Raw genomic sequence first — 21,666 nt, 5'->3', positions numbered from 1 at the left:
ATGCGCCTTCCTGCACTGCTTTTTGCCCTGACGCTCGCTGCCTGCGGGCAGGAGGCACCCAAGGTCAATATCAACGTCGGCAGCAGTGCGCCGACCTTCCAGACCGTCCGCTTCGACGGCGCCGCCGAGCAGTTCCCCTCTGCCTTCGCCGGCAAGCCGCTGGTCATCCGTTTCTGGGCCGACTGGTGCAAGTATTGCGAAGGCGAGATGAAGGGCATCGAAGCGGTCTACCAACGGCACAAGGACAAGGGCTTGACGGTGCTGGCGATCAATGCCGGGCAGGACAAAAAGACGATCCAGTCCTTCATGGCCAAGATCGGCGTCACCTATCCTGCACTGCTCGACGAGAACTCGGCCATTGCCAGAAGCTACGGCGTGGTCGGCCTGCCGACGACCTTCTTCATTGATGGCAAGGGTATCGTCCGCGGCAAGATCGTCGGCGAGGCGGATGAGGCGACTTTCGAGCGCCACTTGCTGGAACTGCTGAAATGAGCGACCACGGCGCCTGCGACCTGTGCGGCCTCGATGTCGGGGTCAGGCCCTTCACGCTGAACACGGCGAAAAAACAGTACCGCTTCTGCTGCGAGGGCTGCCGGGGAATCTACGAGATGTTGCATGACATCAAGGAAATATCCGTCGACAGTGACGATAATAATTCAGATAAATCCCGAAAGGAATGACCATGATGACCGAAGAAATGATGAAGCAGATGCCGCACATGATGGGTCAGGCCGGCCAGATGATGGGCCACCCGATGGCCACCGGCGCGATGATGGCGGCCACCGGCTTTGCCGCCGGGCGCGGCCTGCTCGGCACGACGCTGCTGCGCAACCCGCTGGCGCTGCTGGCGGTCGGCGCCGCTGGCGGCGTGGCGGCCGGGTTCCTGCTGTTCAAGTACCAGAAGGAAATCGTCGACGGACTGACGAAGGTCACCGGCATGGGCAAGGATTTCGCGCTGCACCAGAAGGAAAACCTCAACGACCTGATGGCGACCGCCGAGGAGAAGCTCGAAGGCCGCGCGACGCCGCCGGCACCGGCCGCCGAGCAACCGCCCGCCGCCTGAGGAGAGGCCATGCCGCAAGCCGCCCAACTGGCCGGACGCATCGTCGTCGTCCACCGTGAGCCGGGTTACCTGCGCCTGGAATTGCCGGGCGAACTTTGCGGCAGCGATGTCGCCGCCGACCTCGAGGCCGGCGTCGGGACGCTGGCCGGCGTGACGATTGTCGCGGTCGACCCCGGCTGGAAGCGGATTTCCATCCGCTACGACGCCGCCGCGCTGAGCACCGCGCAAGTGGCCCGGCAATTGTTCGACGTGATCGACGCGCTGCCTGACGAAGCCGTTGCAACGCCCGAAGCGCCTGCTGCAGCGCCGGCAAACAGTGGCATCCTCGACCGTGGCATCCAGCCCCTGCTCGACAAGGTCAAGGCAGCGGTGATTCCGCCCGGCGAAGTGCCGGCTGGCTCGCTACGCGCCCGTTTCCAGCCGATGGTCGAAAGCGCGCTGACCGAAAAGGCGGTGACCAATTTCTTCAACGACATCGTCGCCTTCTACCTGATCAAGGTGCATTGGGACCTCATCACCAAGCGCTGGCTGCAGAATCCGCTGGCCAACAGCAATGCCTGGCTGACGACCTTCTACCTCGTCTTCCTGCTGGTCCGCTACCGCAAGCGTCCATGAAGCATTGCCGCGTCGTCCATCGCCTGTCGCGCCGCATCCGGGTCATCGCGCCGGCGCTGGTCAGGGACGCCGAGCGCTGCTACATCCTGGAAATCCTGCTGCGCAAGCACCCGGCGGTGCAGGACGTGGCGCTGGTGCCCGACATCGGCTCGCTGGCGATCCGTTTCGACCCGGCCGCCTTGCCCGAGCAGCGCCTGCTGGCGACCCTCGACGCGGTACTCGGCAACCTCATCGCCGCGCCCAAGGCGCCAACAGCCCCTGTTGCCCCGGTCGACGGCCCGGTCAGCGAATGTTCGCTGGCGGTCGAAGGCATGACCTGCGCTTCCTGCGCGCTGCTGATCGAGATGAAGCTCAAGCGCGACCCGCGGGTGCGCGACGCGACGGTCAATTTCGCCGCGGCGACGGTGACCGTGCACGGCGTGATCGACCGCGACGGGGTGGCCGACGTCGTCCACCGCCTCGGCTACGAAACGCGGCCGATGGACACGCTGGCCCAGCGCCGCCTGCTCGTCGAGCGCGAGAAGGTGCGCGTCGAGGAGGCGAAGAAACGCTTCGTCCAGTCGGCGCTGCTGACGGCGCCGGTGATGATTTCCGGCATGCTGATGCACCGTTCGCCGGCGCTGCGCCTGATCGAGCTGGGCCTGTCGTCCGCCGTCCTGTTCGGCAGCGCCGACAGCATCTTCCGCAAGGCCTGGGCACTCGCCAGGCAGGGCGAGGCCAACATGGATACGCTGATCGCCATTGGTTCCGGTGCGGCGTGGGCCTACAGCATTCCCGGCGTGTTCAAGCTGCACCACCACGTCTATTTCGAGTCGGCGGCCGCCATCTGTACCTTCGTGCTGCTCGGCCGCTACATGGAGGAACGCGCCAAGGGCAAGGCCGGCGAGGCGATCCGCAAGCTGATCGAACTGCAGCCGGAAACGGCGCTGCGCATCGACGCCGATGGTTCCGAACGGGAAATCCCGATCGACGACGTGCAGGTCGGCGACGTGCTGCGCGTGCGCGCCGGCGATAAGATTCCCACGGACGGCCGGCTCATCGACGGCCAATCCGCGATTGACGAAGCGATGATCACCGGCGAGTCGTTGCCCGTCGCCAAGGTGGCGGGCGACAAGGTGATCGGCGGCTGCCTGAACGGCAACGGCAGCTTCACCATGCGCGTCACCGCCGTCGGCGGCGACACCGTGCTGTCCGGCATCGTCAAGCTGGTCGACCACGCTCAGGGCAGCAAACTGCCGGTGCAGAAGCTGGCCGACCGCATCTCGGCGCGCTTCGTGCCCGCTGTCGGCGGCATCGCCGGGCTGACCTTCGCCGGCTGGTCGCTGGCCGGCGCGCCGGTTTCCGCCGCGCTCGCCCATTCGGTCGCCGTGCTGCTGATCGCCTGCCCGTGCGCGCTCGGGCTGGCGACGCCGACGGCGATCATGGTCGGCACCGGCCAGGCGGCCCGGCGCGGCATCTACATCCGCAACGGCGAGGCGCTGGAAACCGCAGCCAAACTGACCACCGTCGTCTTCGACAAGACGGGCACGATCACTGAAGGCAAGCCGGCGGTGACAGACGCTTTCATCCTGCCCGGCATGGGCGAGGCGCGCCTGGCAGCGCTGATTGGCGCCGCCGAGGCCGGTTCCGAACACTTCCTGGCCCGCGCGCTGGCCGACTGGAGCCGGCCGCGCGCCACCCAGGCTCTGACGGCGACGGTCTTCGCCGCCCATCCCGGCCGTGGCGTCACCGCCGAGGTCGATGGCGTCGGGGTGGTCATCGGTAACGCGGCGCTGCTCGGTGAGCGCGGCATCGATGGCGCACCGCTTGCCGCCGAGGCGGCGCGGCTGGCCGAGCAAGGCAAGACGCCGGTGTTCGTCGCGGTCAACGGCCGGGCGATGGCTATTTTCGCCATTGCCGACCAGCCGCGGCCGGGCGCCCGCGAGGCCATCGCGTTGCTGCACCGGCTTGGACTGAAGACCGTGATGGCCACGGGCGACCTTGAAGCGGTCGCCGGCCACGTCGCCCGCGAGGTCGGCATCGACCGCGTGCTGGCCCGCTGCACGCCGGCCGACAAACTGGCCGTCATCCGCGAGCTGCAGGCCGCCGGCGACAAGGTCGGCATGATCGGCGACGGCATCAACGATGCGCCCGCCCTGGCCGCCGCCGACGTCGGCTTCGCCATCGGCGGCGGCGCCGACATCGCCGTCGAGTCGGCCGACGTCACGCTGGTGGGTGGCGACATCGCCCGTCTCGCCGCCGGCATCGACCTTTCGCGGCGGACAATGGCGATCATCCGCCAGAACCTGTTCTGGGCATTGGGTTACAACGTCGTCGCCATCCCGGTCGCCGCCGCCGGCCGGCTCAACCCGATGATCGCCGCAGCGGCGATGGCGATGAGTTCGGTGTCGGTGGTCGCCAACTCGCTGCGCCTGCAACGCTGAGGCGCGGAAACTGTTCATTTTCGCCGGTTGACCGCGACAGCCCATGGATCATTCGCACCACCAGGCCATCGCCGAGTTTTCGTACTGGCTCGCCTTCATGACCGGCCTGCTCGGCAGCGGGCACTGCCTGGGCATGTGCGGCGGGCTGGTTTCCGGCTTCTTCATGAAGCTCGGGGCCAAGGGCGTATGGCCATACCTGGCCTATCACGGGGCGCGGGTGAGCCTCTACGCGGTGGTCGGGCTCATTGCCGCCGCCATTGGCGCGGTGCTGGTGTCTACCGGGCAGATCGGTCTCTGGCAGGGCGCGCTGCAGATCGTCGCCGGGATCGTCGTCATCCTGCTCGGTCTCGACCTGCTCGGTGTTTCGCCGGTGCGCAACCGGTTTGGTTTCGCGCCAATTGCCTGGCTGCGCAAGCAATTCACCCTGGCGGTGCAGAAGGGCCCGGTGGTTGGCGCGTTGATCGGCGGCGCGATCAACGGCCTGATGCCGTGTTCGATGACCATGGCGATGGCGGTCAAGGCGACCACGGCGCCGTCCGTCCTCGAAGGCGGCCTGCTGATGCTGGCCTTCGGCGCCGGCACGCTGCCGTCGATGCTCTCCGCCTCCTTCCTCTTCGGCAAGCTCGGGCCGCGCCTGCGCGGCTGGCTACTCAAGGGGGCGGCGCTGTTCGTCATCGCCCTCGGCGTGTCGACGCTGTGGCAGGGGCTGCGCTATTACGCCGTGATGCGTAGCCTGATCGGCTAGGTGCGACTTTTTGCCGCATTCGCGACGCATCGATGAAGACTAATATTCCCGCTATCCAATAACGACAGGGAGAATGACCATGAAGCGCCGCGATCTGCTCAAGATATCCATGCTGTCCGGGGTGACCGCCGCAACGAGCGGCCGCGCCGTTGCCGCCGATGCCTGCCCGGCGGACGGTACGCCGGCCCAGTTCGTTCCCAAGACGGCGCCCGACGCCAATCCGCTGGAGAACGAACTGACGAAGCACCCGAAATGCCCCTACTGCGGCATGGATCGCAAGGAACACAACCGCGCTCGTATGCTCGTCCAGTATTCGGACAACCTGACCGATGGCGTCTGCTCCATCCATTGTCTGGCGCTGAGCCTTGGTCTCAACATTGACCGCGAACCGAAAATGATCTGGGGTCCCGACTACGCTTCTACAGTCGATCCACGTCCACTCTATCCGGTCGATCAACTGACCTATCTGATCGGCGCCGATCTCAAACATGCGATGACCAAGCGCAGCAAGCACTCTTTTGCCTCCGCTGAGCAGGCGAAGGAATTCCAGGCCAGATTTGGCGGTTCACTGGCCAAGTTCGACGAGGCCTTGCGCGAGGCCTATGTCGACATGGCGGCCGACGTCAGCATGATCCGCAAGATGCGCGAGGAGCGGCGCCAGCGGGCTGCCCAGCAGAAGCAGGGCTGATGCTGCGCCGCAGCCTGATCCTGTGCGGCCTGCTGTTCTGCGCGGTCGCCGGATTCGCCCAGAACGTGCCGCGACCGGGGCCGAAGGATCTCTGCCCTGTGTGTGGCATGCTGGTCTCCAAGTATCCGAACTGGGTCGCCGTCGTTACCTGGAAGGATGGCCATGCGCATTTCTTCGACGGCGCCAAGGACATGTTCAAGTTCCTGCACGACCTGCCGAAATTCGCGCCCGGCCACCGCAAGGAAGACATCGGCGGAATCTACGTGACCGACTTCTACAACCTTGAACGCATTGACGCGCGCCAGGCCTGGTTCGTGACCGGTTCCGACGTGCTCGGCCCGATGGGCCACGAATTCGTGCCGCTCGCCACGCGTGCGGACGCCGACGATTTCCTGAAGGATCACAAGGGGAGGGCGATTTTCGCCTTCGGCGGCGTCACGCCGCCGGTCGTCGAACGCGTGGACACCGGCAAGCCCTGAGGCGCGCCGACGGCCTCAGGCCGCGTAGTGCACCGCCAGCCAGATGGTGATTTCGCCGGGCGCCGTCCACTCGACGCGGTGGCGGCGATGCGGGGCGATATCGACGAAATCGCCGGCGGCGAGCCGGCGGGCTTCGGGCTCGTCGGCGAAGCGCAGGCGGGCGGCGCCCTGGAGGAGCAGCACCCATTCGCCTTCCGGCTGGTCGTACCAGAAATCCGGCGGGCTGCACTGGCCAGTCGACACGATGCGCTCGATGCGCAGGCAGGGGCGCCCGAGCAATTGCGAAAATTGCTCGTCGCTTGCGGTCGACCGCGGCAGACCGGCAAAAATGCTGTCCATCAGGCGTGCGCCCGCGGCAGGTGCCGCTTGATCCAGGTCACGGCATCGTCCACGTAGGTGAAGACGACGGGGATCGCCAGCAGGCTGAGGAAGGTCGAGGTGATCAGGCCGCCGATGACGACGATCGCCATCGGCGCCCGGAAGCTGGGGTCGGTGCCGATGCCGATCGCGATCGGCAGCATGCCGGCGCCCATCGCGACGGTGGTCATGACGATCGGCCGGGCGCGCTTGCGGCAGGCGTCGAGCAGGGCGCTCCAACGATCCAGCCCGTGCTCGCGGCGGGCGAGGATGACGTAGTCGATGAGCAGGATCGAGTTCTTGGTGGCGATGCCCATCAACATGATGAGGCCGATCATCGACGGCATCGACAGCGCCGTCTGCGTCACGAACAGCGCCAGGAAGGCGCCGGGCACCGAGAGCACGAGGGCGGCGAGGATGGTCGCCGGCTGCACGAAATCCTTGAACAGCAGGACCAGCACGATGTAGATGCAGAGCACGCCGGTCAGCATCGCCAGCCCGAAGCTCTGGAACAGTTCGCCCATCGCCTCGGCGTCGCCGACCGTGGTCTGCAGGATGCCGGGCGGCAGATTGGCGAGGCTGGGCAGGGCCAGCGCCTGCTTCTCGACTTCGCCGAGCGGCTGCTGGTTGAGCTCGATCTCGAAATTGATGTTGCGCAGGCGGTCGTAGCGGTCGATCTCGGCCGGGCCGCCGGCCAGTTCGAGCGTCGCCACGTTGCCGATCATCACCGGGCCGTGCTTGCCGGGTACGGTCAACCGTTCGAGCAGGGGCAAATCCTGGCGCGCTTCCGGCGGTAGCTTGACGACGATGGGGATCTGCCGCTGTGTCAGGTTGAGCTTGGCGATGTTCTGGTCGTAGTCGCCGGCGGTGGCGATGCGCAGGGTGTCGGCGATCGCCGCCGAGGTGACGCCGAGGTCGGCCATGCGCGCGAAGTCGGGGCGCACGACGAGTTCCGGGCGCACCAGGCTGGCCGTCGTGGTGACGGCGCCGATACCGGGAATGCTGCGCAGCTCGCGCTCGACGACGCGGGCGTGTTCGGCGAGCAGGTCGCCGTTCTCGCTGGCCAGCACCAGCACGTATTTCTCGTTGGATCCGCCGAGGCCGACCTTGACCTGGACGCCGGGCAGGACGGCCAGCGCCTCGCGCAGCTGGCGTTCGACTTCCTGCTTCCGGACGCCGCCACGCTGGGCGCGCGGCGTCAGGTTGATGGTCAGCGTCGCCTTGCGCACCTCCGGCGCGCCCTTGGGGGCGAACGGGTCGCTGCCCGAGGCGCCACCGCCGATGGCGGTGTAGATCATGCGGACGTGCGGGTTGCGTTCGACGATGTGGCGCGCCTCCTCGGCGGCGGCGAAGGTTTCCCGGAAGGTGCTGCCCGGCGGCAGCGCGAGGTAGACCTGCGTCTGCGAGAGGTCGTCGGGCGGGATGAAGCCGGTCGGCAGCAGCGGCACCAGCGCGAAGGAGCCGAAGAAGAAGACCGTCGCCGCGAACAGCGTCGTCAGCCGGTGCTTCAGGCACCACGCCGCCCAGCCGGCGTAGACCGTCATCCAGCGCGGCTCGTGATGCATCTTTTTCGGCGGCTTGAGCAGGTAGGCCGCCATCATCGGCGTCAGCATGCGGGCGACGACGAGAGAGAAGAAGACGGCGATCGCCGCGGTCCACCCGAACTGGACGAAGAATTTGCCCGGCACGCCGCTCATGAAGGCGGTCGGCAGGAACACGGCGATCAGCGTGAAGGTGGTGGCGATGACCGCCAGGCCGATCTCGTCGGCCGCTTCCATTGCCGCCTGGTAGGGCGTCTTGCCCATGCGCAGGTGGCGGATGATGTTCTCGATCTCGACGATGGCGTCATCGACCAGGATGCCGACCACCAGCGACAGCGAGAGCAGGGTGACGACGTTGAGCGTGAAGCCCATCACGTACATCGCAGCGAAGGTCGGGATGATCGACAGCGGCAGCGCGGTGGCCGAGACGAAGGTGGCCCGCCAGTCGCGCAGGAAGAGCCAGACCACCAGCACGGCGAGCAGGGCGCCCTCGATCAGCAGCGACATCGAGCCGTCGAAATTCTCGACCACCGGGTCGACGAAGTTGAAGGCCTCGGTGATGGTGATGTCGGGGTGCTCCTTCTTCAGCTTTTCCAGCGCCGCGCGCACACCGTCGGCGACCTCCACCTCGCCGGCGCCGCGGCTGCGCACGATCTCGAAGCCGACCACCGGCTTGCCGTCGAGCAGGGCCGCCGAGCGTTGTTCGGCGACGGTGTCGCTGACCGTGGCGAGCTGGTCGAGGCGGATGCGGCGGCCGTCGGCGAGCGAGATTTCCATCGCCCCGAGCTCCTCGGCGTTGCGCACGGTGGCGATGGTGCGCACCGACTGCTCGACGCCGCCGACGTCGGCGCGGCCGCCCGAGGCCTCCTGCTGGATCTGGCGCAGCTGGCGCGAAACGTCGGCGGCCGTGGCGCGCAACGCAAGCAGGCGGGCCGGATCGAGCTCGATGCGGATCTCGCGCGTGACGCCGCCGACGCGCGCCACGGCACCGACGCCGCGCACGGAAAGCAGCGCCTTGGTCACCGTGTTGTCGACGAACCACGACAGCGCCTCGTCGTCCATGCGCGTCGAGGCGACGGTGTAGGTCAGGATCGGCGCGCCGGCCAGGTTGACCTTGGAAATCACCGGGTCCTTGAGGTCGCCCGGCAGGTCGGCGCGGATGCGCGAAACGGCGTCGCGCACGTCGTCGAGCGCTTCCTGTGTCGGCTTTTCGAGGCGGAATTCGACGGTGACGATGGCCGTCCCGTCCTGCACCTTGGTGTAGATGCGCTTGATGCCCTGCAGGGTGGCGACGGCGTTCTCGATCTTGCGCGCCACCTCGGTTTCCATCTGCGCCGGCGCCGCGCCGGGCAGGCTGGCGGTGACCGTCACCGTCGGCAGGTCGATGTCCATGAACTGCTGGATCTTCATCGCCCGGAAGGCCATCAGGCCGACCAGGGTGAGCATGACGAAGAGCAGGACGGCCGGAATCGGATTCCGGATGGACCACGCCGAAACGTTCATGGCTGCGCCTTGCCGGCCGCCGGCGCGGCGACCACGCGCACGGTGTCGCCGTCGGCGAGGAAGCCGGCGCCGCCGGCCGCGACGCGGGCATCGGCGGCCAGGCCGCTGACCTCGATGCGCTCGCCGGCGCGGCGGCCGGTGCCCACCTTCAGCTGCGTCACCCGGGCCAGTTCGCCGTCACCCGGCTCGATGCGGAAGACGTAGGCGAAGCCCTCGCGCAGCAGGACGGCCGATTGCGGGAGGGTCAGCGCCGGCTGCTGGCCGAGCTCGAAGCGGCCGCGCGTGAACATGCCGGCGCTCAGCGCCTGGCCGGCCTCCGGCGGCAGGTCGACGTAGACGATGCCGTTGCGCGTCTGCGGGTCGACGGTCGGCGCCACGGCGCGCACGGTGCCGGTCACGCCGGCGCCGTTCGGGGTCTCCAGCCGCGCCGGCTGGCCCGGGCGCAGGCGGGCGAGCTCGGCGGCCGTCACCTCGGCACGCCATTCGAGGCGGCCGCCGCGGATCAGGCGGAACAGTTCCTCGCCCGGCTGCGTCAGCGAGCCGACGGTGGCGCTGCGCGCCGAGATGATGCCGTCGTCCGGCGCCACGACGCTGGACTTGGAGCGCTTGAGTTCGGCCGACCTGAGCCGCGCCCTGGCGGCGTTCAGGCGGGCCAGCGCGGTATCGGCGGCGGTCTGCGTCTGCACGCCCTGTTGCGGGCTGTAGAAACCCTTCTCGCGCAGCTGCCGGGCGCGCTCGTTGATCGCCCGCGCCTCGGCCAGCGTCGCTTCGGCCTCGGCGACCGCCGCCTTGCTCTCGTCCAGCTCGCTGTCCACGGCGTCGCTGGCGATGCGCGCCAGCACGTCACCCTTTTTCACCTGGTCGCCGACATTCACCCGTACCTCGGTGATGCGGTAATTGCTGATCTCGGGGCCGATCACCGCCTCCTGCCAGGCCGCGACATTGCCGCTGGCGGCCAGCGTCTGCGGCCAGTCGAGCGATTGCGGGACGGTGGCGGTAACGGTGAGCGCCGGCTTGCCCGCCGCGGCCGGCGTCGGGGCAGCGTTCCGGTCGCCGCAGGCGGCCAGGGCGAGGATGATGGTTGCGGTCGACAGTCCGGAAACGAGGTTTTTCATGGTGCGTGGCGTTGGCGTGGGCAGAAATTAAAAAGCCGGGAGAGGCTGCTTCCCGGCTTTTGCGCTTGGGCGTCAGACCCCCTGTTTGAGGCTGGCCTCGATGAAGCCGTCGAGGTCGCCGTCGAGTACGGCCTGCGTGTTTCCGACTTCGTAGTTGGTGCGCAGATCCTTGATGCGGCTCTGGTCGAGCACGTAGGAGCGGATCTGGTGGCCCCAGCCGATGTCGGACTTGGCGTCCTCCAGCTTCTGCTGCTCGGCCTGCTGCTTGCGCAGCTCGTGTTCGTAGAGGCGGGCGCGCAGCATCTTCCAGGCTTCGTCGCGGTTGCGGTGCTGCGAGCGGTCGTTCTGGCACTGCACGACGATATTGGTCGGGACGTGCGTCAGGCGCACCGCCGAGTCGGTCTTGTTGATGTGCTGACCACCGGCGCCGGAGGCGCGGAAGGTGTCGGTGCGCACGTCGGCCGGGTTGATGTCGATCTCGATCGAGTCGTCCACCTCGGGGTACACGAAGACCGACGTGAAGCTGGTGTGGCGGCGCGCGTTGGAATCGAAGGGCGACTTGCGGACCAGGCGGTGGATGCCGGTCTCGGTGCGCAGCGTGCCGTAGGCGTAGTCGCCGGAGAATTTGACGGTGGCGCTCTTGATGCCGGCGACGTCGCCTTCCGACTCTTCCATGACCTCCACGGTCAACCCCTTCTTTTCGCCGAATTTCAGGTACATGCGTAGCAGCATGGAGGCCCAGTCCTGTGCCTCGGTGCCGCCGGCGCCGGCCTGGATTTCCAGGAAGCAGGGGTTGGGGTCCTGCGGATTGCTGAACATGCGGCGGAATTCGAGGGCCGCGATCTTCTTCTCGAGTTCGCCGGCATCGGCCTCGACGGCGTGCAGGGTGTCGTCGTCGTTTTCCTCGCGGCCCATCGCGAACAGTTCGCGGCCGTCGTTGAGGCCGGCGTCGACGGCTTCGAGGACGAGCACGACGTCTTCCAGCGATTTCTTTTCGCGGCCCAGTTCCTGGGCGCGTTTCGGATCGTCCCAGATTTTGGGATCTTCCATCTCCTGGTTGAGGAGGGTCAGGCGTTCGCGTTTGTGGTCGTAGTCAAAGATACCTCCGCAGCTCGGCCGCGCGCTGCGCGATGTCGTCGAGCTGGTTGGCGATGCTGTTCAGTTGTTCGGCTTCCATGATGCTGTTCTCGTCGTGTTGCAAAGCCGCAATTATAGCCGTCGCTGCCGGCGGTGGATTGACTGGGGCATGGCGGGCGCCGATACTTACCGGTTAAGGCGCCGCCGGGCGCCCCGACCTTCATTGCAGGAATCGCACCCATGCTCCAGAAGCTTTCTTCCTTCGCCGGCGTTCCCGGCCCCGTCGTCGTCATCGTCATGGACGGCTACGGCCTGCCGAAAACCGATGTCGGCAGCGCCATTGCCGCCGCCAGCAAGCCGACCCTCGACCGCCTGTTCGCCGCCTACCCGAACATCCGCCTGCGCGCCCACGGCACCGCCGTCGGCATGCCGTCCGACGACGACATGGGCAATTCCGAAGTCGGCCACAACGCGATCGGTGCCGGCCAGGTCTATAGCCAGGGCGCGGCGCTGGTCGCCAACGCCATCGCCGACGGCTCGATCTGGGCCGGCGAGGCCTGGCAGCAGGTAGTGGCCGGGGCCAAGGCCGGGCGCGGTGTCATCCACTTCATCGGCCTCTTCTCCGACGGCAACGTGCATAGCCATATCGACCACCTGAAGGCGATGGTCGTCCAAGCCAAGGCCGAAGGCGTCCGGACGGTACGCATCCACGCCTTGCTCGACGGCCGCGACGTGCCGGAAACCAGTGCGCTGGAATACGTCGTGCCCTTCGAGGCCTTCCTCGCCGAAATTTCGACCGGCGGCTTCGACGCCCGCATCGCCTCCGGCGGCGGCCGCCAGTACATCACCATGGACCGCTACGACGCCAACTGGCCGATGGTCGAGAAAGGCTGGCGCACTCACGTGCTCGGCGAAGGCCCGCAGTTCGCGAACGCGACGGCTGCGGTCAACGGCCTGCGCGAGCGGAATCCGGGCACCATCGACCAGGACCTGCCGGAATTCGTCATCGCCGAAGGCGGAAAGCCGATCGGCACCATCGAGGACGGCGACTCGGTCGTCTTCTTCAATTTCCGCGGCGACCGCGCCATCGAGATCACGCGCGCCTTCGAGGAGGCGCATTTCGATAAGTTCGACCGCGTCCGCACCCCGCAGGTGACCTACGCCGGCATGCTGCAGTACGACGGCGACCTCAAGCTGCCGGCCCGCTTCCTCGTCGCCCCGCCGGCGATCCGGGACACCTCGGGCGAGTGGTTCAGCAAGCTGGGCATCAGCCAGTACGCCTGTTCCGAAACCCAGAAGTTCGGCCACGTGACCTATTTCTGGAACGGCAACCGCTCGGGCAAGTTCGCCGGCGAAACCTGGGAGGAGGTGCCGAGCGACGTCGTGCCCTTCGAGCAGCGGCCGTGGATGAAGGCCGCCGAAATCGCCGACGCGATGATTGCCGCCATCCAGTCCGGCCAGTACCGGACCCTGCGCTGCAACTTCGCCAACGGCGACATGGTCGGCCATACCGGCAACTTCGAGGCGGCGCGCATCGCCATTGAGGCCGTCGACCTCTCGCTGGCGCGACTGCTGCAGGCCATCGACGCGGCCGGCGGCGTGGCGCTGATCACCGCCGACCACGGCAACGCCGACGAGATGTTCGAGCTCGACAAGAAGACGAAGCAGCCGGCACAGAACAAGGACGGCTCGTTCAAGGCCAAGACGGCGCACACCCTGAACCCGGTGCCGCTGATCCTCTACGACAACGCGACGGGCGGCAAGCTGGGCCTGCGCCAGACGGAACAGGCCGGCCTCTCGAACATCGCGGCGACCGTCGCCAACCTGCTCGGGCTGGAAAAGCATCCGGCGTGGGACGAAAGCGTGCTCGAAATCCGCTGAGGCGATCCGGCTGAAAAAAAGCGGGCGCGGCGCAGTGCGGCACGTGCCCGTTTTTCATTGTTCGGCGCGGTCGACCGCAGCTGCTGCCTGGCTTTCCGGGCGCTGCAAAAATAAATTGTTGCAGTGCAACAATTTCTAAATATTTGCGCTATAATGATTCACAGCAGCAAGTAACAAATCCCGTATTCCACACCTTCAGGAGACTTCCATGTCCGTCAATGCCGAACAATTCGCCGCCGCCAACAAGGCCGCTGTCGATTCCCTGCTGTCCGTCGCCAACACCGCCCTGGCTACCGCCGAGCGCATCGCTGCCCTGAACCTGAACGCCGCCCGTTCGGCCCTGGAAGATTCCGCTTCCGGCGCCAAGGCCGTCATGGAAGCCAAGGATCCGCAAGCTGCCCTGGCCGTCCAGTCCGCCCTGGCCCAGCCGGCCGTCGAGAAGGCAGTCGCCTACTCGCGTTCGGTCTACGAGATCACTTCCCAGTCCCAGCAGGAACTGGCCAAGCTGGTCGAAGCCCAGTTCGGTGACTTCCAGAAATCCATCGCCGGCCTGCTCGACAAGGCTGCCAAGTCCGCTCCGGCCGGTTCCGAAACCGCCGTCGCCGCGATCCAGAACGCCATCGCTGCCGCTACCTCGGCCTTCGGCAACATGAACGCGGTTGCCAAGCAATTCGCCGACGCCGCCCAGGCCAACGTGGCCGCCGTCACCAAGGCGACGACCGCTGCTGCCAAGAAGAAGTAATCTTCGGCCCTTCGGCAACGAAAAGCCCCGCGGGATCCGCGGGGCTTTTTGCATTTCAGGGCAGCGGCGTGGGCACCGGCCACGCCGCTGCAGCGGCCGCCAGCGTTGCGGGAATGCTGAAAATTCTGGGAAGCCGGCATTCCTCGCAAATTTGTGTTGCAGTGCACAATATTGTTTGGCATACTGGGAACCGTCTCCTCCATCTCCTCCAAGAAATGGATTCAAGCCCGCCCCGTGCGGGCTTCTTTTTTTCGTGGCCCGGTTTCAGAACGGCGACAGCGTCGCCACCACCTTGCCCGGTTCGATCCTGACCGAGCGCAACAGCCAGCGGGCGGCGATTTCCTGGGCGCTGCCGTCTTCGCGCAGGACGTACACCGGCCGGCTGCGGAAGTAGGCGGTCAGCAACTGGCTCACGGCACGGCGCACGCCGGGTTCGAGCTCGCGGCGCAGGGCTGCGGATTCGACCGACTCGGCGACCGGGCTTTCGAGGAAGAAGGCCTTGCTCTGGTCGTCGTAGCGAATGCCGGCGTGGCCCTTGACGTCGACCGCGATCGGCGGATTGCCGACCAGCGTGATCTCCATGCGCGCACTGATGCCGGCGCGGCCTTCGGGCACGCCGAGGCGGATCGTCGGCACTTCGCGCAGCGCGACGGTCAGCAGGCCGGCGTAACGCTTTTCCGGCGGGCTGTGGCGCGCCAGCGCCGCCTGGACTTCGGCTTCCGAGAAGGCGATTTCCTTGTCCCCGAGGCCGGCGCAGCCGGGGGTCGAAACTGCCGTCAGGGCGGCGAACAGCAGGGCGAGGGAGGTGGCGCGCATGGTGTTCCTTGTCGTCAGCCGACAGTCTGCCGATTTTTTCGCCGCGTGCAATGCTCGCGCGCGCCATGTTGGATGGCATATTTTTTCCGAACTGGGCGTAGAATGGGGTTGTTGCATCGCAGCATCCGGCCCCGGCCCGTGCCAGGGCTGCATCAAGCTGCCAGCCTGCGGGCCGGCAGCCGGTATCGCCAGGAATCGTCATGAACAAGATGCTCACCATCGACGGCAACGAAGCCGTCGCCTCGGTTGCCTTCCGGGTTTCCGAAGTGATCGCGATCTACCCGATCACCCCCTCGTCCGGCATGGGCGAACTTTCCGACGAATGGGCCGCCGCCGGCAGGGTCAACATCTGGGGCAGCGTGCCGCGGGTCGTCGAACTGCAGTCGGAAGGCGGCGCCGCCGGCACCGTGCATGGCGCGCTGCAGGCCGGGGCGCTGGCGACGACCTTCACCGCGTCGCAGGGCCTGCTGCTGATGATTCCCAACATGTACAAGATCGCCGGCGAACTGACGCCGACCGTCTTCCACGTCGCTGCCCGCGCCGTGGCGACGCACGCGCTGTCGATCTTCGGCGACCACTCCGACGTCATGGCCACGCGCGCCACCGGCTTCGCGCTGCTGGCCTCGAACTCGGTGCAGGAGGCGCACGACATGGCGGCCATCGCCAGCGCGGCGACGCTGGCCGGACGCATTCCGGTGCTGCATTTCTTCGACGGCTTCCGCACTTCGCACGAAGTCGCCAAGATCGTTGCGGTCGACGACCAGACACTGGCCAAAATGCTGCCGCAGGAACTGCTCGGCGCCCAGCGCGCTCGCGCGCTGTCGCCCGAGCGCCCGGTGCTGCGCGGCACGTCGCAGAATCCCGACGTCTTCTTCCAGGCCCGCGAGGCGCAGAACCCTTGGTTCGACGCCTTCCCCGACATCGTCCAGCAGCGCATGGACCAGTTCGGCAAACTGACTGGCCGCCACTACAAGTTGTTCGACTACGTCGGCGCGCCCGATGCCGAGCGCGTCGTCGTCCTCATGGGGTCGGGCGCCGAGACGGTGCAGGAAACCGTCGAGCACCTGAATCGCCAGGGGGCGAAGGTCGGCCTGCTCAAGGTCCGCCTGTTCCGCCCGTGGGCGCCGGCCGCGCTGCTCGCCGCCCTGCCGCCGACGACGCGCGGCATCGCCGTGCTCGACCGCTGCAAGGAGCCGGGCGCCGCCGGCGAGCCGCTGTACAAGGACGTGCTGGTCGCGCTGGCCGAGGACCAGGCGGGCGCCGCGCCGCGCTTCGCGGTCATGCCGCAGGTGATCGGCGGGCGCTACGGGCTCGGTTCCAAGGAATTCAACCCGGCCATGGTTTTGGCCGTTTTCGAGGCGTTGACCGCAGCCGTGCCGCCACGCCGCTTCACGGTCGGCATCCACGACGATCAGACCGGCCTCTCGCTGCCCTTCGACACCTCCTTCCGCACCGACGCGGCGCACGACACCTTCGCCGCCGTCTTCTACGGGCTGGGTTCGGACGGCACGGTGTCGGCCAACAAGAATTCGATCAAGATCATCGGAGACGAGACCGATCTCCACGCCCAGGGCTATTTCGTCTACGACTCCAAGAAGTCGGGGGCGATGACCGTCTCGCACCTGCGCTTCGGACCGAAACCGATCCGCTCGGCCTACCTGACCGGCGACGGCGACGCGAAATTCATCGCTTGTCACCAGCCGCTGTTCCTCGAAACGCACGACCTGCTGGCGCATGCGGCGCCGGGGGCGGTCTTCCTGCTCAACACCGGCGTGGCGCCCGAGCGCGCGTGGGCCGCGCTGCCACCGGCGACGCAGCGGCGGATGATCGAAAGGCGGGTCAGTTTCTACGTCATCGACGCCTATCGGGTGGCGCTGGAAGCCGATATGGGACGCCGCATCAACACGGTGATGCAGACCTGCTTCTTCGCCATTTCCGGCATTCTGCCGCAGGAAGATGCCATCGCCGCGATCAAGCACGCCGTCGAGAAGACCTACGGCCGCAAGGGGCGGCGCATCGCCGAACTCAACTATCGCGCCATCGACCGCACGCTGGCCTGCCTGCACCGGGTGGACGTGCCGGCCGTCGCCGCCGACGAGGCGGCGCCACCGATTGCCACGCAGCCGGTGGGTGAGTTCGTGCGCCGGGTGACCCTGCCGCTCATCGCCGGCAAGGGCGACGCGCTGCCGGTGTCGCTGTTCCCGGCCGACGGCACCTGGCCGACCGGCACCGCGCGCTACGAAAAGCGCAACCTGGCGCTGCAGATCCCGGTGCTCGAAACCGACCTGTGCACGCAGTGCGGCAAGTGCGTCTTCGTCTGCCCGCATTCGGCCATCCGCGCCAAGGCTTACCCCGCCGAACTGGCGGCCGGCGCGCCGCCGACCTTCAAGCAGATGGCGATCCGCAGCAAGGATTACCCGACCGGCTGGAAGATGAGCTACCAGGTGGCGCCCGAGGACTGCACCGGGTGCACGCTGTGCGTCGATATCTGCCCGATCCGCGACAAGAGCAACGTATCGCGCAAGGCGCTCAACATGGCCGAGCAGGCGCCGCTGCGCGTGGCGGAAGCAGCCAACTGGGACTTCTTCCTGACCCTGCCCGACTACGACCGGCGTCTCGCCAAGCGTGGCACGGTGCCCGGCGCCATGCTCCTGCCGCCACTCTTCGAGTTTTCAGGCGCCTGCGTCGGCTGCGGCGAAACGCCCTACATCCGGCTGGCGACACAGCTCTTCGGCGACCGCATGCTGGTTGCCAACGCCACCGGCTGCTCGTCGATCTACGGCGGCAACCTGCCGACGACGCCCTACACCAGCAATGCCGAAGGGCGCGGGCCGGCGTGGAACAACTCGCTGTTCGAGGACAACGCAGAATTCGGCCTCGGCATGCGCCTCGCCACCGACCAGCTGGCCGCCGCGGCGCGCACGCAGCTAAAGGCGCTGGCGCTGGAGGTCGGCGACCGCCTGGTCGCCGATCTGCTGAATGCCGACCAGGGCAGCGAGGCCGGCATCCACGAACAGCGCGAGCGGGTCGCCGCCCTGCAGGCCCGCCTGGCGCACCTCGCGACGCCGGCCGCCGAGCAGCTGGCGGCCGTTGCCGAGTACCTGATCCGGCGCAGCGTGTGGATCATCGGCGGCGACGGCTGGGCCTACGACATCGGCTTCGGCGGCCTCGACCATGTACTGTCGTCGGGCGCCGACGTCAATATCCTGGTCCTCGATACCGAGGTCTATTCCAACACCGGCGGCCAGAACTCCAAGGCCACGCCGCGCGGCGCGGTCGCCAAGTTCGCCGCCGGCGGCCAGCCCAACCGCAAGAAGGACCTGGCGCGCATCGCGATGGATTACGAAAACGTCTACGTCGCCAAGGTCGCCTACGGCGCCAAGGATACCCATACGCTGAAGGCCTTCCTCGATGCCGAGAGCTATCCCGGCGTCTCGCTCATCATCGCCTACAGCCCGTGCATCGCGCATGGCGTCGACATGTCGCACAACCACCGGCAGCAGGATCTGGCGGTCAAATCCGGCCACTGGCCGCTGTTGCGCTATGATCCCCGGCTGCGCGAGCAGGGGCGGAACCCGATGTCGGTCGACAGCGCGGCGCCGAGCGTTCCCTTCCGCGAATTCGCGCGCAACGAGGCGCGTTTCACCGTCCTCGAACGCCAGCACCCGAAGGATGCCGAACGCTTCATGGTCCAGGCCGATATCGACGCCCGCCTGCGCCACCAGGAATACGTCGAACTCGCCGAACTGGCGCTGCCGGAAGCGGCGATCAGGGAACAGGCCGAGCAGGCCGGCGCGCCCACGGAGACACCGAATGCCTGATCTGTCCACGACCTACCTCGGCCTGGCGCTGAAGAATCCGCTGGTGCCGTCATCCACGCCGCTCAGCCACGACGTCGACGCGATGCTGCATCTGGAGGACGCCGGGGCCGCCGCCGTCGTCATGCATTCGCTGTTCGAGGAGGACGTGCGCAACGACGAGCTGATGATCGACCGCTTCCTCGTCCATCCCGATTCGTTCGGCGAGGCGGCCGGCCACCTGCCGTTCGGGCACGACTACCGGAGCCGGCTCGACGGCTACCTGGAGCAGATCCAGGCGCTCAAGTCGCGGCTGTCGATTCCCGTCGTGGCCAGCCTCAACGGTTCCTCGCTCAACGGCTGGGTCGAGCTCGGCAGGGAAATGCAGGCGGCTGGCGCCGACGCGCTGGAGCTCAACGCCTGGTTCATGCCGGGCGACCCGAAACTCTCGGGGGAGGCGCTGGAAGAGCACCATATCGCGCTGCTCCGCGAGCTGAAGACGGTGGTGAGCATTCCCGTCAGCATGAAGCTGTCGCCCTTCTTCTCGTCGCTGCCGCATTTCGTCCGCCAGATCGAAGGCGCCGGGGCCGCCGGCGTGTCGCTGTTCAACCGCTTCTTCCAGCCGGACATCGACCTGGACACGCTGGGCGTGGTCGACCGCGTCCAGCTGTCGAGTTCCGCCGACGTTCTCCTGACCATGCGCTGGATCGCCATCCTGCGCGGGCGCACCGGCCTCTCGCTGGCGGCCACCGGCGGCGTCCATACGGCGAACGACGCACTGAAAATGCTGCTCGCCGGCGCCGACGTCGTGCACATGGCGAGCGCCCTGTTGCAGCGCGGCCCGCAGGCGCTTGCGGAAATCCTCGACGGCATCGTGCGCTGGATGGAAGTGCGCGAATACGACTCGGTGGCACAGATGAAGGGCTCGATGAGCCAGCAGAACCTGCCCGACCCGAGTTCCTTCGCCCGCGCCGCCTACCTCAACGCGCTGGATTCGTTCACGCCGCCGGCGGGGGTGCGCTACTAGCGCGGCACGGCCGAAAAGCGTTACTTTTGGATGCTTATTTCTAGTAAGTTGCGTATCGTCTTGTGCATCCGTTTGCGCCAGATCAAGCTGGAGCAAGGAAATTTTGCTATCATTCGCCGATTGAAATGATACGCACCTGGGCTGGAAAAAGGCGCCCGAGCTCGCCAAGAAGCGCCCGGTCAGCCAACCCCCGCCTGTCGATGCCATGAGCGACTCCCTGAAAAACCGTCTGGACGAATTCCGCCAGCAGCGCCGGGTTCATGCCGGCTCGCTGATCATTTCCGTCTTTGGCGACGCCATCCTGCCGCGCGGCGGGCGGATCTGGCTGGGCAGCCTGATCCGCCTGCTGGAACCGCTCGAACTCAACGAACGCCTGATCCGCACCTCGGTCTTCCGCCTCGCCAAGGAAGAATGGCTGCGCACCGAAACCATCGGCCGGCGTGCCGACTACGTGCTGACGCCTTCCGGCCGCCGGCGTTTCGAGGAAGCGTCGCGCCACATCTACGCCTCGCATGCGCCGCTCTGGGACCGCCGCTGGCGGCTCATCCTGGTCGTCGGCGAACTCGATCCCAAGGTCCGCGACCAGGTGCGCCAGGCCCTGTTCTGGCAGGGCTTCGGGGCGCTGGGGGCGGACTGTTTCGTGCATCCCAGCGCCGAACTGCCCAGCGTGCTCGACGCGCTGATCGCCGAAGGCCTGTCGGCGGCGCTCGCGGCCTTGCTGCCGCTGTTCGCCGCCGATTCGCGTTCGGCGCTGTCGGCCAGCGATGCCGACCTCGTTCGCCGGGCCTGGGATCTGGGCATCCTGGCCGATGCCTACGGCCAGTTCGTCGCCACCTACCAGCCGATCCTCGATGACCTGCGCCACAGCCATCTCGGCGACGTCAGCGAGCAGGACGCCTTCCTGCTGCGCACCCTGCTGATCCACGACTACCGCCGCCTGCTGCTGCGCGACCCGGAACTGCCGGAAGTCCTGTTGCCCGCCGACTGGCCGGGCCAGCAGGCGCGGCTCCTGTGCAAGGAGCTGTACAAGCGGCTGGAACCGCTGTCCGCCCGCCATCTCGACCAGATGCTCTGCCTCGCCGACGGCAGTGTGCCGGCCGAAGACGCGACGCTACCCGAGCGTTTCCCGCAGTACGACCCGCTGACGCAATAGAGCCTGCGCAAGGAGCCGACGCGCGGTCGGCCCAGGCGCTGAAGCGCCGGCTTCCCATTGCCGCAGCCAGCTCGGTCTGGGCTTGGCACGTTCCGTGCTGCACCAGGGTGTCTATCTGCTTCGGAGAATGGCCATGGACATCGGCTTGACGGAGATATTCCTCGGCGTGACCGCAGCATCGCTGCTTCCCCCCGCGCTGATCGGCGCGTTGAAGATGCTGTGGCGCACCAAATTTGCGAATCGCGACTGACGCAGGCACCAGCCTTGTGCCGGAAGATGCTGGCGACACCGCCGCCGGCGCCGCGTAAAACCGGCGCCGGCGGCGGTCAGCCGCCGCGCTTCTTGAGTTCGGTCAGCGGCACCACGTCCGCCATGTGCCCTCTGCTGCCTGTCGTACCATCACGAGCTCAACCGCAGGTATCTGGAGCGGTCGCACCGGGCGGCTGCCCTGTGACGTCATTCGGTCGAAGCAGCCAGTGAGATCGATTTAGATCAGCGACCGGTTTGCAAGACTAGATGTGATCTCTCTGTAGGTTGTTCACTCGGGGTGTCTCCCCGGAGAATTGGAGGCGCCAACCATACAAGCCTCCGAGGCCCCGAATGAACATCCATAAAAATGCCCGATTGACGCCGCGCGGTCGAGC

Annotated in this window: 18 protein-coding genes; 13 read left to right on the top strand and 5 right to left on the bottom strand. The window is 67.1% G+C overall.

Annotation, left to right across the window (positions count from 1 at the left end; all coding sequences use genetic code 11):
• The 8 genes from GH660_RS00090 (at position 1) to GH660_RS00055 (ending at position 6,013) form a co-directional block, all read left to right on the top strand.
• A complete protein-coding gene (locus GH660_RS00090) occupies positions 1-492 on the top strand; it encodes a TlpA disulfide reductase family protein (protein ID WP_153144543.1) in 492 nt (163 codons plus the stop codon).
• A complete protein-coding gene (locus GH660_RS00085; RefSeq protein WP_153144542.1) occupies positions 489-680 on the top strand; it encodes a heavy metal translocating P-type ATPase metal-binding domain-containing protein in 192 nt (63 codons plus the stop codon). The genes GH660_RS00090 and GH660_RS00085 overlap by 4 nt, the downstream gene beginning before the upstream one ends.
• A gap of 2 nt (positions 681-682) precedes the next feature.
• Positions 683-1,063: a hypothetical protein gene (locus GH660_RS00080; RefSeq protein ID WP_153144541.1), complete on the top strand. Its 381-nt coding sequence runs from the start codon at positions 683-685 to the stop codon at positions 1,061-1,063.
• Positions 1,064-1,072: 9 nt separating this feature from the next.
• Positions 1,073-1,678: a hypothetical protein gene (locus GH660_RS00075; protein ID WP_153144540.1), complete on the top strand. Its 606-nt coding sequence runs from the start codon at positions 1,073-1,075 to the stop codon at positions 1,676-1,678.
• Positions 1,675-4,101, top strand: coding sequence for a cation-translocating P-type ATPase (locus tag GH660_RS00070; RefSeq protein ID WP_153144539.1), 2,427 nt, complete (start codon positions 1,675-1,677; stop codon positions 4,099-4,101). The genes GH660_RS00075 and GH660_RS00070 overlap by 4 nt, the downstream gene beginning before the upstream one ends.
• 43 nt (positions 4,102-4,144) lie before the next feature.
• Entirely contained in the window at positions 4,145-4,846 is a 702-nt protein-coding gene (locus GH660_RS00065; RefSeq protein WP_153144538.1) for a sulfite exporter TauE/SafE family protein, read from the top strand.
• 79 nt (positions 4,847-4,925) lie between these two features.
• Positions 4,926-5,534 (top strand): nitrous oxide reductase accessory protein NosL, encoded by a 609-nt coding sequence (locus GH660_RS00060; RefSeq protein WP_153144537.1) that lies wholly within the window; start codon positions 4,926-4,928, stop codon positions 5,532-5,534.
• A complete protein-coding gene (locus GH660_RS00055; protein WP_153144536.1) occupies positions 5,534-6,013 on the top strand; it encodes a nitrous oxide reductase accessory protein NosL in 480 nt (159 codons plus the stop codon). The genes GH660_RS00060 and GH660_RS00055 overlap by 1 nt, the downstream gene beginning before the upstream one ends.
• Positions 6,014-6,028: 15 nt before the next feature.
• On the opposite strand, the gene GH660_RS00050 is transcribed toward GH660_RS00055, so the two are convergent.
• From GH660_RS00050 to prfB, 4 genes are all read right to left on the bottom strand, one after another.
• Positions 6,029-6,352 (bottom strand): cupin, encoded by a 324-nt coding sequence (locus GH660_RS00050; protein WP_153144535.1) that lies wholly within the window; start codon positions 6,350-6,352, stop codon positions 6,029-6,031.
• Positions 6,352-9,414 carry an efflux RND transporter permease subunit gene (locus tag GH660_RS00045; protein ID WP_153144534.1) on the bottom strand — a complete coding sequence of 1,021 codons (3,063 nt, stop codon included), beginning with the start codon at positions 9,412-9,414 and terminating at the stop codon, positions 6,352-6,354. Before GH660_RS00045 ends, GH660_RS00050 begins: the two co-directional genes overlap by 1 nt.
• Positions 9,411-10,529: an efflux RND transporter periplasmic adaptor subunit gene (locus GH660_RS00040; RefSeq protein WP_153144533.1), complete on the bottom strand. Its 1,119-nt coding sequence runs from the start codon at positions 10,527-10,529 to the stop codon at positions 9,411-9,413. Before GH660_RS00040 ends, GH660_RS00045 begins: the two co-directional genes overlap by 4 nt.
• A gap of 72 nt (positions 10,530-10,601) precedes the next feature.
• Positions 10,602-11,706 (bottom strand): peptide chain release factor 2 gene (prfB, locus tag GH660_RS00035; RefSeq protein ID WP_153144532.1). Its coding sequence is split into 2 segments (ribosomal slippage): positions 10,602-11,624 and positions 11,626-11,706, totalling 1,104 coding nucleotides; the frame shifts between segments, so codons are not numbered across the junction.
• 140 nt (positions 11,707-11,846) lie between these two features.
• On the opposite strand from prfB, the gene gpmI reads away from it, so the two are divergent.
• Both gpmI and GH660_RS00025 read left to right on the top strand, forming a co-directional pair.
• Positions 11,847-13,487, top strand: coding sequence for a 2,3-bisphosphoglycerate-independent phosphoglycerate mutase (gene gpmI, locus GH660_RS00030; protein WP_153144531.1), 1,641 nt, complete (start codon positions 11,847-11,849; stop codon positions 13,485-13,487).
• A gap of 208 nt (positions 13,488-13,695) precedes the next feature.
• Positions 13,696-14,229 carry a phasin family protein gene (locus tag GH660_RS00025; protein WP_153144530.1) on the top strand — a complete coding sequence of 178 codons (534 nt, stop codon included), beginning with the start codon at positions 13,696-13,698 and terminating at the stop codon, positions 14,227-14,229.
• A 264-nt stretch (positions 14,230-14,493) separates the two neighbouring features.
• Here the strand turns inward: GH660_RS00025 and GH660_RS00020 are convergent, their stop codons facing one another.
• Positions 14,494-15,045 (bottom strand): DUF1439 domain-containing protein, encoded by a 552-nt coding sequence (locus tag GH660_RS00020; RefSeq protein WP_194266182.1) that lies wholly within the window; start codon positions 15,043-15,045, stop codon positions 14,494-14,496.
• A gap of 200 nt (positions 15,046-15,245) precedes the next feature.
• Between GH660_RS00020 and nifJ the strand changes: the two genes are divergently transcribed.
• The 3 genes from nifJ to paaX all read left to right on the top strand — a co-directional run bounded on the left by nifJ (position 15,246) and on the right by paaX (position 21,022).
• Positions 15,246-18,866: a pyruvate:ferredoxin (flavodoxin) oxidoreductase gene (nifJ, locus tag GH660_RS00015; RefSeq protein WP_153144528.1), complete on the top strand. Its 3,621-nt coding sequence runs from the start codon at positions 15,246-15,248 to the stop codon at positions 18,864-18,866.
• Complete coding sequence (locus GH660_RS00010; protein ID WP_153144527.1) at positions 18,859-19,869, top strand: dihydroorotate dehydrogenase-like protein; 1,011 nt, start codon at positions 18,859-18,861, stop codon at positions 19,867-19,869. Before nifJ ends, GH660_RS00010 begins: the two co-directional genes overlap by 8 nt.
• Positions 19,870-20,074: 205 nt before the next feature.
• Positions 20,075-21,022, top strand: coding sequence for a phenylacetic acid degradation operon negative regulatory protein PaaX (gene paaX / locus GH660_RS00005; protein ID WP_153144526.1), 948 nt, complete (start codon positions 20,075-20,077; stop codon positions 21,020-21,022).
• The last annotated feature ends 644 nt before the right edge of the window (positions 21,023-21,666 follow it).

The organism is Dechloromonas sp. H13, from assembly GCF_009469615.1.
GTDB lineage: Bacteria > Pseudomonadota > Gammaproteobacteria > Burkholderiales > Rhodocyclaceae > Azonexus.
The sequence above is the reverse complement of the archived record's forward strand: the minus strand, read 5'-3'. Positions and strand labels throughout refer to the sequence as shown.